Source organism: Amycolatopsis sp. NPDC051716, from assembly GCF_040681595.1.
In the GTDB taxonomy this organism is placed as follows: domain Bacteria; phylum Actinomycetota; class Actinomycetes; order Mycobacteriales; family Pseudonocardiaceae; genus Amycolatopsis.
Genome location: NZ_JBFAZA010000001.1, coordinates 186690 through 201043, shown reverse-complemented (window position 1 = coordinate 201043; position 14354 = coordinate 186690). Strand labels below are relative to the sequence as shown.

Below are 14354 nucleotides of genomic sequence, written 5' to 3'. Positions count from 1 at the left end.
CCCGGAGGCATTTCAACCGTGTCAGTATCCGTTTCCGTTGAATTGAACCATTTGATCGTCCCGTCCCGGAACAACCGGGAATCCGCCGAATTCCTGGCGAACCTGCTCGGCCTCGAAGCCGGGGAGGAATGGGGCCCGTTCATCCCCGTCGAGACGCGCAACGGCGTCCGGCTGGACTTCGCGAGCGTCCCCGAAGAGGACCTGCGCCTGCAGCACTACTGCTTCCTGATCCCGGAGGACGACTTCGACGCCGTCTTCGCGCGGCTCGTCGAAACCGGCGTGACCTACCACGCCGACCCGATGGGGAGGCAGGTCGGCGAAATCAACCACAACCACGGCGGCCGTGGCGTCTATTTCCTCGATCCCGGCGGCAACGGGATGGAAATCATCACGCAGCCGTACGAGCCGGAGCGGAAGCGCCCGTCGTCCTGGTGACAGTTCCTTAGCAATGCGTACTATCGGGGCATGTTCACGACGAGGCCGGAGCTGACCGGCACCTTCGGGATGGTGGCATCGACGCACTGGCTGGCTTCGGCCACCGGGATGGCGGTGCTGGAGGACGGCGGCAACGCCTTCGACGCGGCGGTCGCCGCCGGTTTCGTCCTCCAGGTCGCCGAGCCGCACCTGTGCGGCCCGGCCGGCCAGGTGCCCGGCCTCTTCGTGACGGCGGACGACCCGACCCCGCGGGCACTGGCCGGCCAAGGCCCGTCGCCCGCGGGGGCCACCGCTTCGCACTTCGAGTCGCTGGGCCTGGACCTGATCCCGGGCAGCGGGCTGCTCCCGGCGACCGTCCCGGGTGCGTGGGACGGCTGGCTCATGCTGCTTCGCGACTACGGCACGAAGCCGCTTCGCGACGTGCTCAAGTACGCGATCGGGTACGCGCGCAACGGCGTCCCGCTGGTGTCGCGGGTCAGCGACACGATCAGCGCCGTGTCTCGCCTGTTCACCGAGCACTGGCCGACGTCCGCCGCGCTCTGGATGCCGGACGGCAAGCCCGCCACCGGCCTGCACCGGAACCCGGCGCTGGCTGACACGTGGGAGCGGCTGCTGCGCGAGGCGGAGTCCGTCCCGGGGCGGGAGGCGCAGCTCGACGCGGGACGTCGTGCCTGGTCACAGGGCTTCGTCGCGGAGGCGATCGAGTCCTTCAGCCGCACGGCCTTCCGCGACGATTCGGGCCGCGACCACGCGGGCCTGCTGACGGGCGAGGACCTGGCGTCGTGGTCGGCGTCGTACGAAGACCCGGCCTTCGTGGACGTCGGCGACTGGCGCCTGGTCAAGATGGGTGGCTGGACGCAGGGACCGGCGCTGCTGCAACAGGCCCTGCTCCTGCACGGCTTCCGCGACGAGCTGTCCTATGTGGACGGCATCCCGTCGGAGCGCACGGTGCACCTGGCGACCGAAGCGGCGAAGCTGGCCTTCGCCGACCGCGAGGCCTGGTACGGCGACACCGACGTGCCCTTGGACGTGCTCCTTTCGCCGTCCTACACCGACGCCCGGCGCGCGCTGATCACCGACACGGCGTCCCCCGAGCTTCGCCCCGGAGACGCTCGCGGCCCGGCCCGGCTTCCGGCGATCCTTGACTCCCTCCAGGGCGTGCAGTCGGAGGGCGGCGCCACGGGCGAGCCGACGGTCGGCCCCCAAGGCCAGACCCGCGGCGACACGGTCCACCTCGACGTCGTCGACGCGGCGGGCAACCTCGTCTCGCTGACGCCGTCCGGCGGCTGGCTGCAGTCGAGCCCGACGATCCCCGATCTGGGCTTCTGCCTGGATTCCCGTGGCCAGATGTTCTGGCTGGAGCAGGGCCTGCCCAACTCGCTGGCCCCCCGCAAGCGGCCGCGCATCACGCTGTCGCCGTCCCTGGCCCTGCGGGACGGAGTCCCGACGCTGGCCTTCGGCACTCCCGGCGGCGACCAGCAGGACCAGTGGCAGCTGTGCTTCTGGCTGGCCCACGTCTACGGCGGCCTCAACCTGCAGGAGTCGATCGACTCGCCGGCGTGGCACACGACGGCGTTCCCGAGCTCGTTCTACCCGCGCTCGTGGAACCCCCGCGAGCTGGTGGTGGAGTCCCGGCTGGGTTCGTCCACTTTGGACGCTCTGCGCGAGCGTGGTCACGCCGTGATCGACGCCGGCGACTGGGCCTTGGGCCGCCTCTCCGCGGTTTCCCGCTCCGGCGGGTTGGTGCGAGCGGCGGCGAACGCACGCGGGATGCAGGGGTACGCGGCCGGCCGTTAGAGCGTCAGCGAGCCCCAGCCCCCGCCCTCGGCGAGCAAGGTACGCACGCCGAGGGCGTGCTCGGCAAACCCAGCGAGATCGCCGTGCAGCAGCGCAAGCCGTTCCCCGTCGAGCGGCGTGGTGTCGCCCGCCCACAGTTCCCGGATCCACCCGGCGGCCGGATGCAGCGACCACACGAGCCCGGCAACCTCCGCCTCGGCCGACCCACCCGCGGCCAGGTACTCAGCGAGGACGTCGTCGCAGGCCTGAAGCAGTTCCCGAAGCCCTCGCACGGCTTCATCGGGACTGCCATCCCAGTCCGGCCGGGGCCACACCGACGAGCCGAGCTCGAGCCACAACCGCCAACCCGCGGTCAGCTCATCCTGGTCACGCGGCACCCATTGCCCGGCCATGCTTCCGAGTGTGCGCCCGAAAGCCCGGCCGGGCGGATGGGATTCCTCACTTCCCGGGCTGCTCCCACAGCCAGAACTCGATCCCCTGGTTGTCCGTGCAGTCCGCGGTGTTCCCGTACGGGTGGTGCTCGACCTCCCCGGCCTGCCCACCCTGTTCCCGCACCCGCGCCATCGCCGACTCGAGGTCGTCGACCGCGTACATCAGCTTCCAGCCCACCTGACGGTCCCCGGCCCATAACCCGCCCTCGAGACCCGGCCCCGAGAAACCCCACGAGTCCACCGTCGAGCCCGGCGTGAACTGCCACCCCAGCACCGCGCCGTAGAAGGCCTTCGCCGGCGAAGCCTCCGGGACCTGGAACGTGAAGTACATGGCCTCGCCGTGGCGGGCCGGGCGAGGGCCCGCGGCCGGGGTCGCCGCCTGGGACACCAGCCAGCGCTGGCCGTACGGGTCGCGGAACGATCCGCCCCTCCCGTACGGCGAATCGCTCACCGCGCGGATCAGCGTCGCGCCCAGCTCCAGTGCGCGAGCCACCGAACCGTCCACGTCCGGGACCTCGACCCGCACCGACGCGCCCCCCTCGCGCGGGGCGATGTGGCCGATCTCCGGGTACTCCTCGGCGAGCATCAGCACGGCGTCGCCGATGGCCAGTTCCGCGTGCCCGATGCGGCCGTCGTCCATCAGGATCGGCTCGCCGCGGCGGACGGCGCCGAACACCTCGACGTAGAAGTCGAGTGCCGCGCGGGCGTCGGAAACGGCGAGGTAGGGCGTCAGTGAGCGCAGGGCGGCGTGGCCGGCCGGCGCTTCCGAAGTGGTCGTCATATCGGCTCCGTTCAAGATCGCGCGACGCAGGTTGTCGCGTAGTTCGGCGGCGAAGTCCGGGTCGGGGGCGACCCGCTCGGAGGGACGGCGAAGCGCGTCGAAAGGCTCAGGCATCGCGACCCTCCTTCTCCTCGTAAGCGCGCCGGAACGCGGCACGGGCCCGGACGAGCAACGCCTCGGTGGCGTGCACGCTGCGCCCCAGGTGGCCGGCGACCTCGGGGACGCCGAGGCCGTCGACGTAACGCAGGGTCAGTGCCACCCGGTGGTGCGACCCCAGCGACTCGAGCACCTGTCTCGCGCGCAGGGCGTCGAGCCGCTCGTCCCACGGGTCCTCGACGTCCGGCTCGCTGTCGTGCACGAGCCGCAGTCCACGTTCCTCACGCTCTTTGCGCCGCCAGTGGTCGGCGAGCTTGTGCCGGGCGACGCCGATCAGCCACCCGGTGCTCACTGGAGGTGCGTACTCCTTGCGACAGGCGGCGACCGCCCCGAGGAACGTCTCGGACGTCAGCTCCTCGGCGAGCGTGCGGTCGCCGCACCGGGACAGCAGGTACCCGTAGACCTCCGGCAGGGCCGTCTCGTACAGCCCGAGCAGCGCGAAGGCCGGGTCCGGTCGTACCCGAGGTTCCGTCACACCTTCATAGTCGTCCGGCAGCCGGTTTTTCCGACGGGTGAACTTCCGGTTTTTTCCGGCGGCCAGTTCACCCGGATGGTGACAACGTGGTCCCGCCGCTCCGGGAAGAGCCGGTAGACGCTGACGACGAACGTCCCGGGCCGCGCCCGCTTCCGGGACAGGTAGTCGTGCGCGCACGCGGTCCCGTACCGGACGGTCCAGCCCTGGTACCGATGACTGCGGTGCTCGAGGACGAACCCCATGTCGTCGACGAGCTCGGTGTATTCGTGCACCCGTTCGCCGGGCGTGACTTCACGCAGGTATTCGAGTTCGTGCGGGTAGCCATAACTGTCCATGCGCAGGAGGTTCTCGACGCAAATCAGCGTGCCACCGCCTGCATGCGGGAATCCCAGATCGGGCTGCCCGCCTTACGATTCGTGCTTGACCGACAGCGGGGGGGGGTCCATGGACCGGCCGGCCAAGCCGAACTACCGGCGACGTCAGCTCGGACGCACCCTGCGCAAGCTGCGCGAGGCGGCCGGGCTCAGCCAAGAAGACGCGGGCCGGCCGCTGCGGTTCTCGACGTCGAAGATGAGCCGCATCGAGCAGGGGTACATCCCGGGCTACAACGACTTCCTCGCGCTGCTCGACCGCTATGGCATCATCGCTGCGGACTACGACGAGTACGTGCGGATGTTCGACTACGCGAAGGAAAACGGCTGGTGGCACGCTTTCGGGTTGAGTGATCGCGGCTTCGTGAGTGTGGAGGCCGAGGCGTCGCGCATCCGCAACTACCAGCTCGGGTTCATTCCCGGCCTGCTCCAGACCGAGCCGTACATGCGCGCGACGTTCGCCGGAGCGCGAGATCCGTTCGAGGGCCGCAAGCTGGAGACCGAGATCAAGGTCCGGCTTCGCCGCCAGCTTCGGCTGATCGAGTCCCCGCGGCTGGAACTGCACGCGGTGATCGACGAGTCGGTGATCCGGCGCGAGCCGTGCGACGCCGCGCAGCTGCGTCACCTGCTCAAGGCGGGGGAGCTGCCGAACGTCCACCTGCGGGTTCTTCCTCTGTCGACGGGGTCGCATGACGGTCTGTACAGCAACTTCGTCATCGCGAGCTTCCCCGACCGGGCGGAGCCCGACCTGGCCTACGTCTCCTACGGGTTCGGTGCGCTGCAGATAGAGAAAGACGCGGAAGTGCGCGCTGCCGGCCTGATGTTCGATCATCTGGCCGAGCTGGCATTGGACCAGGAAGACTCGCGTACGTTCATCACTAGGATCCTCGCCGAGATGCAAGACCGACAGAGAGGCGACCGTGGACTGGCGTAAGAGCAGTTACAGCGGGTCCGGCGGCAGCGACGACTGCGTCGAGGTTGCCTTCACCGGTGCCACCATCGCCACCCGGGACTCGAAGGCCCCCGCGGCCGGGGCACTCGAGGTGCCGCCGGCCGCGTGGTCCGCCTTTCTCTCCGCTGTCACGCCCGCGGGTCCGGCAGCCGCCGCCCGGTGATCGCGACGATCGCCGCCAGCACGGCCACCAGGCCGATCACCAGCGCGAACGCGTCCCGGCTCCCGAGCGAACCCGAGAGCGCCGCGTACAGGCTCCCGAGCGTCGCGACGCCGAGCGCCAGCGACGTCTGCTGGTTGGTCGTCATCACGCCTGAGCCGACGCCGGCCAGGTCGGTCGGCACGTGGGACAGCACGATCCGGAACAGCGTCGTCATCGCCAGGGCGTTCCCGACGCCGATCGCCACCATCGACGGTGCCAGGTCGAGGATCGTCACGTGCGGCCACGTGGACAGCGTCGTGCACAGCAGCGCCACCATGCCCACCGCCGTGATCGCGCCTCCGACCGGGACGACTTTCTGGCCGTAGCGGGTCACCAGGCGGCTGCTCAGCATCGACACCGTGAAGTACGCGACCGCCAGCGGCGTCAGTGCGAGGCCCGCGCCGAGTGGCCCGAAGTGCAGGCCCTCCTGCAGCGTCATCGCGTAGACGAACATGAACGAGCCGAACGCGCCGAAGAACGGGATCGCCACCATCAGCCCGCGCCGGACGCTCGGCAGGCGCAGCACCGACGGCGGCAGCAGCGGCGTGCCGCCGGTCCGCTCCAGGCGCCGTTCGACGTGGACCAGGGCCGCGGCGGAAAACGGGAACAGGGCCAGCAGCGCGATCGTCCACGCCGGCCACCCCAGCGCCCGGCCCTCCATCAGCGGGACCAGCAGCGACAGCAGCGTGACCGCCAGGAGCAGCGTGCCGAGGCGGTCGACGCCCAGCGGGTTGTGCGCGCGGCTCTCCGGCAGGCGGCGGGCCAGCAGGAGCACCACCAGGCCGATGGGCACGTTCACCAGGAAGATGGGCCGCCAGCCGGTGCCGAACAGGTCCGCCGCCACCAGGCCGCCGCCGAGGAGCTGGCCGACCACCGTCGAGAGGCCGCCGGTCGCACCGAACAACCCCAGGGCGCGCGAACGCTCTTCGCCGGACGTCGTCGCCTGGATGATCGAGAGCACCTGCGGCAGCAGCATCGCCGACGCCGCCCCCTGCGCGGCGCGGGCCACCACCAGCGTGCCCGCCGTCGGGGCGAGTCCGCAGGCCAGGGACGTCAAGGTGAACAGCCAGAGGCCCCAGAAGAACAGCCGCCGCCTGCCGAACGAGTCGCCGAGGCGGCCGCCGACCACCAGCAGCACCGCGTACGCGATGCCGTAGGCGGCGACCACCAGCTCCAAGGTGGCGGTGGACGCGTGGAGGTCGGCGTTGATGGTCGGCAGCGCGACGTTGACGATGAAGAAGTCGATGATCGGCAGTGCCGCCCCCAGCAGCACCGTGACCAGGCCGGCGGGGGTCAGTCCCGGCCGGAGTCCGGCTCCGGCCGCGCTCGGCGCGAGTTCAGTCGTGGTCATGAGTACTACGATCGACCCGTTCTTAAACTGGTACCAGGTGTTGTTTATCCGGGTACTGCCACTACCTGGTACCAGTTTCGGAGGCGTGGCATCCTGGCACCATGACCACCGCCGTCGAATCCGAACTCCGCCGCCAGGAGCTGGCGAGGTTCCTGCGGAGCCGGCGTGAGCGGATCACGCCCGAGCAGGTCGGCCTCCCGATCATGGGGCGCCGCCGGACGCCGGGGCTGCGCCGCGAAGAGGTCGCGCAGCTCGCCGGCGTGGGGGTCACCTGGTACACGTGGCTCGAGCAGGGCCGCGACATCAACGCGTCCGAGCAGGTCCTGCAGGCGATCGCCCGCACGCTGCGGCTCGACCCGCACGAGCACACCCACCTCTTCCGGCTGGCCGGTGCGCCCGAACCGGAGAACGACAAGGACTGCCAGGTCATCACTCCGGCGATGGAGCTGATGCTGAAGAAGCTCGAGCCGTACCCGGTCGCGGTCCGCAACGCCCGCTGCGACCTGCTGGCCTACAACCGCGGCTACACCTGGCTGATGGGTGACGTCGACGCCATCCCGTTCGGCGACCGGAACACCCTGGTCCAGTGCCTGCTCAACCCCGAGTGGCGCAAGCGGATGCTCGACTGGGAGGCGAACATCCCCCGCGTGATCGCGTCCTTCCGCGCGGCGATGGCCGACCACGTCGCGGAGCCGGCGTGGAAGCAGCTGGTGAAGCGGCTCAAGGCCGAATCGCCGCTGTTCGCCGAGCTGTGGCCGCACCACGACGTCAACTCGGAGCCGATCCGCACCAAGCGGTACCTGCACCCGGACGTCGGGCTGCTCCAGTTCAACTTCACCTACCTCTACTACGGCCGCCGGTCGGAGATCACCGTGTCGACCTACACCCCGGCCGACGAGGAAACGGCGGCGAAGCTGCCGTTGCTGTTCGACTGACGGCGTACGTCCGCAGTGCGCTTCGAGACGGACGCGCAGCCTGGCCGCGGCAGGTAGTTTCGCGGCATGAGAAGGCCTCCGTGGGCAGGACGCGTGGCGCGCGCCGTCGTCGTCGGGGTTTTCGTGATCGGGGCGACCAGTGCGTCGTCGCGGTGGCAGCCCGGGGCGTCGCCGCTGACGCCGATCGGTTTCGCGTGGCTCGCCGCGACCGTCCTCACGCTGCTGCTCGTCCACCGCTTCCCGCTGACGCTCTTCCTGGTCGCGTCCGCCTCCGCGTTCGGCTACTACACCTCCGGCCTGCCCGGCGGCCCGGTCATCGTGGTCCCGACCATCGCGTTGTTCGTGCTGACCCGGCAGCGCGGACCCCTCACCGCGGGCATCACCGGTGCCTCGGCGCTCGCCGCCGCCTACGTCGTGCACGTCATCACGACCAGGTCGTTCGCGCTGGAAACCGGGGCCGCGTTCCTCGTCGTCTGGCTGACCGCCGTGATCGGGGTCGGGACCGCCGTCCGGTACCAGCTCGACGCGCTCGCCGCCCGCCGCGGCCAGGCCGACGAGCACCGCCACCGGCTCGCCGAGCAGGAACGGCTGCGCATCGCCCGCGAGGTGCACGACGTCGTCGCGCACAGCCTGGCGATGATCAACGTCCAGGCCGGGGTCGCCGCGCACGTCGCCGACCGGCGGCCCGAGCAGGCGAAAGAGGCGCTGCTGAACATCAAGGCGGCGAGCGCGTCCGCGCTGAAGGACCTGCGCGCCACCCTGACCGTGCTGCGGTCCGGGGAGGACAAGGCGCCCGCCCCGAGCCTCGCCCAGGCCGGCGAGCTGCTGGACCACGCCCGCGACGCCGGCCTCACGGTCGACGTCCACGGCGAACCCGGCGACCTCCCGGCCCCGGTCGACGCCGCCGCCTACCGGATCCTGCAGGAGTCGCTGACCAACGTCGTCCGGCACGCCGACCAGCCGGGCCACGTCGACGTCCGGTTCGAACGCCGGGCCGGGGCCCTCACGATGAAGGTGCGCGACGACGGCCGCGGTACCGCGCAGCCGGCGCCGGGCCACGGTCTGCGCGGGATGGGCGAACGCGCCGCGGCGCTCGGCGGCCGGTGCACCGCCGGGCCGGTCGGCGGCGGTTTCGAAGTGTGCGTCGAGCTACCGATCGAGGGGGAAGCATGATCCGCGTCCTGCTGGCCGACGACCAGGTCCTGGTCCGCGCCGGGTTCCGCGTGCTGCTGGAGACCGAAGACGGCTTCGAGGTCGTCGGCGAGGCGGGCGACGGCGAGCAAGCGGTTTCCGGAGCGATCGAGCACCACCCCGACATCGTGGTGATGGACGTCCGGATGCCCGGCGTCGACGGTCTCGAAGCCACCCGCCGGATCACCGCGAACCCGGACCTCGCCGCGACGAAGGTGCTGGTGCTGACCACTTTCGACGTCGACGAGTACGTCTACGAGGCGCTGCGCGCGGGCGCCAGCGGGTTTCTCCTGAAGGACACCGAGCCGGTCGAGCTGCTGCGCGCGCTGCGGGTCGTCGCGAGCGGCGAAGCGCTGCTGGCGCCGACCGTCACGCGCCGGCTGATCCAGGAGTTCGTCGGCCGCCCCGAAAACCGGCGCATCGACACCAGCGCCGTCCGGGAGATCACCGACCGCGAGCGCGAGGTGCTCGGCCTGGTCGCGGGCGGGATGTCGAACGACGAAATCGCCGCCCACCTGGTGATCTCGACGGCGACGGCGCGCACCCACGTCAGCCGCATCATGACGAAGATCGGCGCGCGCGACCGCGCCCAGCTGGTGGTGCTGGCCTACGAGTCCGGGCTCGTCACACCGCGCCGTCCCGCCTGACCCGGCGCACCACGCGGACCGCCCGCACCAGGAACACCACGGCGAGGACGCCGACCAGGCAAATCCAGAGCACGGCGCCTCCTCTCCCGGCCGATGCTTCGCTCAGAAGGCGTCCGGGAGGGGGACGGCGTGCACCGACACGGCCGACGTCACACTTCCGGGGGACCGGAACCCGATGCCGAGAACGCCCGGATGACCCTCCACAAAGGCCACGTTCTCCGCTACGTTGCGGATCAACCACAAACCGCAACCTCGCAGGTCGGCCCTCCGTGCCAGACTGTTGCCCCGAACGCCGGATGGGGGTCGAAGATGAGCTGGCAGGATGATCTGCGCCGACTCGACGCGGACCTGGCGGCCGGACGGATCGAGCCTTCGGTGCACCGCAAGCAGCGTGACGAGCTGCTGGCCGCCGCCTCGGGCTCGACGGTTCCCTCGCCCGTGCCTTCACCGCTCCGCCGGCCGGGCAACCGGTCCTGGCAGAGCGCCAACCCGGCGTACGACCGGCCGGCCGGACCGACGCCGGCCCCGGTCGTGCCGCCGCAGGCCACCGGTCCGCGGCCGCCGACTCCCCAGGACCGGCCGTGGATGCGCAGCGCGCCGTCGGCGGCCAAGCCGGGCGGCATCCCCGGCATCCCCGAACTGCCCGACCACATGACCACCGCGCCGAGCCCGGCCGACATCGTGCCGACGCGCTACCTGCGCGTCGACGGCCCGAACCAGCAGCACGCGACGCCCAGCCGGTTCCCGCCGGTCGCCGGCGGGGCCGGCCCGGCGGAGCCGCCGCTCCCGGAGCCGGAAGGTGCCGGGCGGCACCGGTGGCAGACCGACCCGGCCGGTGAAGAGGAGCCGAGCCGGGGCGTCCCGGCCTGGTTGTTCATCACCCTCGCCGTGGTGCTGGTGGTCGGCCTCGTCGCCGGCGGCATCTATTGGTTCGGCAAGAAGGACGCCGCGCCCTCCGACGTGGCCTCGCCGCCGCCGGCGTCATCGAGCGCGCCGCCGCAGACGAACGGTGTCGTCGACCCGTCGCTGACGCTCGAGCAGCGCCTGCCCGCCCTGCCCGGCAAGGCGAACCCCGCCGATTCGACGATGTCGATCGACAAGGCGCTGGAAGCCAAGGTGATCACCGAGGCCGACGCGAAGCAGATCCGGGCCAACAACGGCAAGGAAGTCGTCTTCCGCGCGTCGTCGGATCCGGCGAAGCCCCGCGACGGCAACCTGCTGATGGCGATCCCGACGCTGTCGGTCTACGACGCCAAGCACCTGGTGACGGGCCTGCGGCAGAACCTCTCCGGCGCGCGGCTGGCGGCGACCCGGCTCGGCCCGACCGAAGACGACCTCATGTACACCCAGCGCGGGACCGACGGCTGGGTCGGGATCCTCTGGTACGCCTCCGGCGCGGTGGTCGTCGGCATCGGCGTGTCCCAGTCGGGCACCGCCGACTCGGCTCCGCTGCGGTCCCGGCTCGAGGCGATCCGCAACACCGTGACGACCGTCTTGCCCCCCGGCTGAGCGGATGCCCGCGAAGGCCGGGTGACAAGCCGACCCGAGGGGTGGTCGAACCACCTCGAAGTGCACAATGTGCATGTCGTTGAACAGGCGAAGTGTGTCGGCCGGCCGTGGCCGGCCGATCGGACCGGAATAAGGGGGCTCCTGGTGTCCTGGCAGGAGGAGCTGCGACGGCTGGACGAGGAGCTCGCGGCAGGTCAGCTGTCCGCCGACGAGTACCGGGCACGCCGTGACCAGGTGCTTTCCTCAGCCGTGGGAGTGCAGGACCAGCAACCGCAGCCGCCGGCGTCTTCGAGCGCCGACGCGACCCAGGTGATCGCTCCGATCAGCCCGCCCGGCGGGACACCGCAGCCGAACGCCGGTGACGCCGAACGCACGCAGGCGGTGGCCTGGCAGCCGCAGCAGCCGCCACGCCCGCCGCGGCCCGGTGACCCCGACGCGACCGCCTACGTGCCGCCCGTGCCGTCGCAGCCGTTCTCGCCGCCCGGTGGGTTCGCGCCGCCGCCGCAGGGTACCGACGACAACCCCGAACGCACGCAGGTCGTCCGCAACACCGGCGAGTACCAGCCGAGCTACCAGGGTTATTCGCAGCAGCCGCCCGCCCAGCCGGGCTGGAACCAGGTGCCGCCCGGGTCCGCCGCGCCGCCGTGGGGCACCGACGACAGCGGGCCCGCGCACAACCCGAACGACCTGAGCTGGATGCGCCAGGGTCCGGAGTCCTACTTCGAGACCAAGAGCGGGTCCGGCAAGAAGAAGGTCATCAGCATCGTCGCGGCGGTGGTGGTCCTGCTGCTCGCCGGGTTCGCCATCTGGTGGTTCGGGCTCCGCAGCGATTCGACGCCGGTCGCCGGCCAGACGGGCACCCCGACGACGACCGCGCCGAGCACCACCCCGCCGCCGCCGAGCGTCGCACCCACCCGGGTCCCGCCGATGCCCGGCAAGGCGAGCGACAAGAACGGCACGATGAGTGTCGACGAAGCCGTGCAGAAGGAGTTCCTGAACCCGGCCGAGGCGAGCTCGATCAAGGTGGCCGGTGCCGCGTACGTCAGCTGCCAGGCGTCCACCAACAACCCGTTCGACTACACGGTCCTGCTGGTGAACACCAAGAGCGTCGCGGACGCCGAGCGGCTGGCGCAGACGCTGCAGCGGCCGGGTTCCGGCACCGGGCTCCAGCCGGTCGGCGACCGCGCCGGGCTCCCGCAGTCGGTCGGGGTGTTCAAGGCGGTCCTGCCGGACCACACGACCTACCGTGCCGTGTACGTCTCGGGTGCCGCGGTGATCCGGGTGGACGTCAACCAGGCTCCGGCCACCGACACGGCCGTGACCAAGGAGTTCCAAGGCGTCATGAAGGCGATGCTGGAGAACGTTCCGAACTCGTGACCGGTGCGCAGGTGACCACGCCGCTCCGGGCCGGTGCCGAGCCGGACGAGTTCGGCTGCCGGGTGTTGTCCACCGGCGTCTCGGACTACTCCGACGGGGCCGAAGATCTGGTCACCGCCCTGCTGGAGAACGCGCAGGACCGCGGTTCGCTCAGTGACGAGCTGACCCTGGCCGCGCGGACCTGGCCGGAGCGCTACCACCTCGACCACGGCCGCGCGAACGTGTTGCGGGCGCTGGACTTGCCGTCCGGCGCCGCGGTGCTGGAGATCGGCTGCGGCACCGGTGCGGTGACCAGCTACCTGGCGGAACGGTGCCGGCTCGTGGACGCCGTCGAACCGGTGCCGAGCCGGGCCCGCGGGGCGCGCGCCCGGACCCGGGACTTCGGCGACGTCGAAGTGTTCGTCGGCGGGATCGACGACGTCCCGGCCGTCGAGGCGTACGACATCGTGGTGGTCATCGGCGTGCTCGAATACGTCGGCGCGGGCAGCAACGACGACGACCGCTACACGGCTTTCCTGCGTGCGGCGCACGCGCGGCTCCGGCCGGGCGGGACGCTGGTGCTCGCGATCGAGAACCAGTTCGGCGTCAAGTACCTCTGCGGCGCCCCCGAGGACCACACCGGACTCCCGTGGGACGGGGTGGCCGGCTATCCGGCGGGCGGCGTGGCCCGGACGTTCTCCCGCGCCCGGCTCACCGGCCTCGTCGAACGATCCGGGTTCACCGGGACCACCGTGCTCGGCGCCTTCCCGGACTACAAGCTGACGCGGGCTCTGCTCACCGACGAACTCATTGCCACGCATCCGCGGCTCGCCAAGCAGCTGCCCGGTTTTCCCAGTCCCGACTGGGCGGGCACCGGGGAGCGCGTCGCGGGCGAGGAGCGCGTCTGGGCCGAGCTCGTCGATGCCGGACTGGCCGCGCACCACGGCAATTCCTTCCTCGTGCTGGCCGGCAAGGACGCGGAACCGCGGGTCTGGCCGCGCGAAACGCCGGCGGCGTTCTTCAGCACCGACCGGGCCGCGGACTTCTGCACCCGGTCGGTCGTCGAGCGCGGCGGCGGCACGCTGAGGGTGCGCCGGACGCCGCTGGCCGACCGGCCCGGCTCGGCGCACGGCGTCCGGGTTGTGTCCACAGTGGACGAAGTGATCGACGCCCCGACCGTGCTCGACGTCGTGCGCGCGGAAGCCGGCCGGCTGACGGACCTGCTCGGCCGGTGGCGCGAATGCGTGCTCGCCCGGGCCGGCGAGCTGGGCCCGCGGCTGTGGGACCTGACCCCGCAGAACCTGCTCGTGACGGACTCGGGGCTCGTCCCGATCGACCTCGAATGGTCGGTCGACGGCTGCTCGGCCGAAGACGTCCTCGCCCGCGGGATCCTCATCACCGCCGACGAACTGGCCCGGTCCGGGCACGCCGAGGGGCCGACCGTGGGCGACGTCGTGCGCGACCTCTGCGAGCGGCTCGGCCTGGCCGAAGCGGTCGTGCTCGGTGTCGTGCCGGCGGAGGCGCGGTTCCAGGCCGTCCGGCAGGCGGGCCGGTGCGATCCGGAGTACCTGGCCGCGCGGACCGAAGAACTGACGCGGGCCTGGACGGTCCGGCTCGCCGAACCGTCCGGCCGCTGACGCTCACTGGCGGACGTTGGCCGATGCCCTGCGCACCGACGGCGGTCGCGGGGCCCCCCAGGCGCGAATGCCTGGGCCCACGACACCTACCACCAAGCCCGCCAACGCGGGTGCCGCCACCCCGCGCA

Annotated in this window: 15 protein-coding genes; 10 read left to right on the top strand and 5 right to left on the bottom strand. The window is 71.5% G+C overall.

The genetic code is table 11. The features are described 5' to 3' along the window. Positions 1-51 precede the first annotated feature (51 nt). On the top strand, positions 52-435 hold the full coding sequence (locus AB0M30_RS00995) for a VOC family protein (RefSeq protein ID WP_364578272.1): 384 nt from the start codon (positions 52-54) through the stop codon (positions 433-435). Positions 436-465: 30 nt separating this feature from the next. Continuing rightward, positions 466-2232 carry a gamma-glutamyltransferase gene (locus AB0M30_RS00990; protein ID WP_364578270.1) on the top strand — a complete coding sequence of 589 codons (1767 nt, stop codon included), beginning with the start codon at positions 466-468 and terminating at the stop codon, positions 2230-2232. Here the strand turns inward: AB0M30_RS00990 and AB0M30_RS00985 are convergent. The 4 genes from AB0M30_RS00985 to AB0M30_RS00970 are packed head-to-tail and all read right to left on the bottom strand — an operon-like array spanning position 2229 to position 4410. Next, positions 2229-2624: a hypothetical protein gene (locus tag AB0M30_RS00985; protein ID WP_364578267.1), complete on the bottom strand. Its 396-nt coding sequence runs from the start codon at positions 2622-2624 to the stop codon at positions 2229-2231. The genes AB0M30_RS00990 and AB0M30_RS00985 overlap by 4 nt on opposite strands. A 46-nt stretch (positions 2625-2670) precedes the next feature. Next, entirely contained in the window at positions 2671-3558 is an 888-nt protein-coding gene (locus AB0M30_RS00980; protein ID WP_364578265.1) for a VOC family protein, read from the bottom strand. Further along, positions 3551-4075 (bottom strand): sigma-70 family RNA polymerase sigma factor, encoded by a 525-nt coding sequence (locus AB0M30_RS00975; RefSeq protein WP_103342194.1) that lies wholly within the window; start codon positions 4073-4075, stop codon positions 3551-3553. The genes AB0M30_RS00980 and AB0M30_RS00975 overlap by 8 nt, the downstream gene beginning before the upstream one ends. Then, positions 4072-4410, bottom strand: coding sequence for a hypothetical protein (locus AB0M30_RS00970; RefSeq protein ID WP_364578263.1), 339 nt, complete (start codon positions 4408-4410; stop codon positions 4072-4074). The genes AB0M30_RS00975 and AB0M30_RS00970 overlap by 4 nt, the downstream gene beginning before the upstream one ends. 109 nt (positions 4411-4519) lie before the next feature. Between AB0M30_RS00970 and AB0M30_RS00965 the strand changes: the two genes are divergently transcribed. Both AB0M30_RS00965 and AB0M30_RS00960 read left to right on the top strand, forming a co-directional pair. After that, complete coding sequence (locus AB0M30_RS00965; protein ID WP_364578261.1) at positions 4520-5380, top strand: helix-turn-helix transcriptional regulator; 861 nt, start codon at positions 4520-4522, stop codon at positions 5378-5380. Then, positions 5367-5561, top strand: a complete 195-nt coding sequence (locus tag AB0M30_RS00960; RefSeq protein WP_364578258.1) for a DUF397 domain-containing protein — start codon at positions 5367-5369, stop codon at positions 5559-5561. Before AB0M30_RS00965 ends, AB0M30_RS00960 begins: the two co-directional genes overlap by 14 nt. Here AB0M30_RS00960 and AB0M30_RS00955 read toward each other — a convergent pair. Further along, complete coding sequence (locus AB0M30_RS00955; RefSeq protein ID WP_364578256.1) at positions 5527-6951, bottom strand: MFS transporter; 1425 nt, start codon at positions 6949-6951, stop codon at positions 5527-5529. The two genes, AB0M30_RS00960 and AB0M30_RS00955, sit on opposite strands and share 35 nt — an antisense overlap. A gap of 101 nt (positions 6952-7052) precedes the next feature. Here AB0M30_RS00955 and AB0M30_RS00950 point away from each other — a divergent pair, with 101 nt between their 5' ends. The 6 genes from AB0M30_RS00950 to AB0M30_RS00925 all read left to right on the top strand — a co-directional run bounded on the left by AB0M30_RS00950 (position 7053) and on the right by AB0M30_RS00925 (position 14226). Further along, on the top strand, positions 7053-7886 hold the full coding sequence (locus AB0M30_RS00950) for a helix-turn-helix transcriptional regulator (RefSeq protein ID WP_364578254.1): 834 nt from the start codon (positions 7053-7055) through the stop codon (positions 7884-7886). A gap of 66 nt (positions 7887-7952) precedes the next feature. After that, positions 7953-9059, top strand: coding sequence for a sensor histidine kinase (locus tag AB0M30_RS00945; RefSeq protein WP_364578252.1), 1107 nt, complete (start codon positions 7953-7955; stop codon positions 9057-9059). Further along, positions 9056-9724, top strand: coding sequence for a response regulator transcription factor (locus tag AB0M30_RS00940; RefSeq protein ID WP_103342198.1), 669 nt, complete (start codon positions 9056-9058; stop codon positions 9722-9724). The genes AB0M30_RS00945 and AB0M30_RS00940 overlap by 4 nt, the downstream gene beginning before the upstream one ends. A 309-nt stretch (positions 9725-10033) precedes the next feature. Further along, the gene (locus tag AB0M30_RS00935) at positions 10034-11233 is read left to right on the top strand and encodes a hypothetical protein (RefSeq protein WP_364578248.1); all 1200 of its coding nucleotides are present in this window, start codon (positions 10034-10036) and stop codon (positions 11231-11233) included. Positions 11234-11377: 144 nt separating this feature from the next. Beyond that, positions 11378-12610 (top strand): hypothetical protein, encoded by a 1233-nt coding sequence (locus tag AB0M30_RS00930; protein WP_364578245.1) that lies wholly within the window; start codon positions 11378-11380, stop codon positions 12608-12610. Between the two features lie 11 nt (positions 12611-12621). Beyond that, positions 12622-14226: a class I SAM-dependent methyltransferase gene (locus AB0M30_RS00925; RefSeq protein ID WP_364578242.1), complete on the top strand. Its 1605-nt coding sequence runs from the start codon at positions 12622-12624 to the stop codon at positions 14224-14226. Positions 14227-14354: the final 128 nt, after the last annotated feature.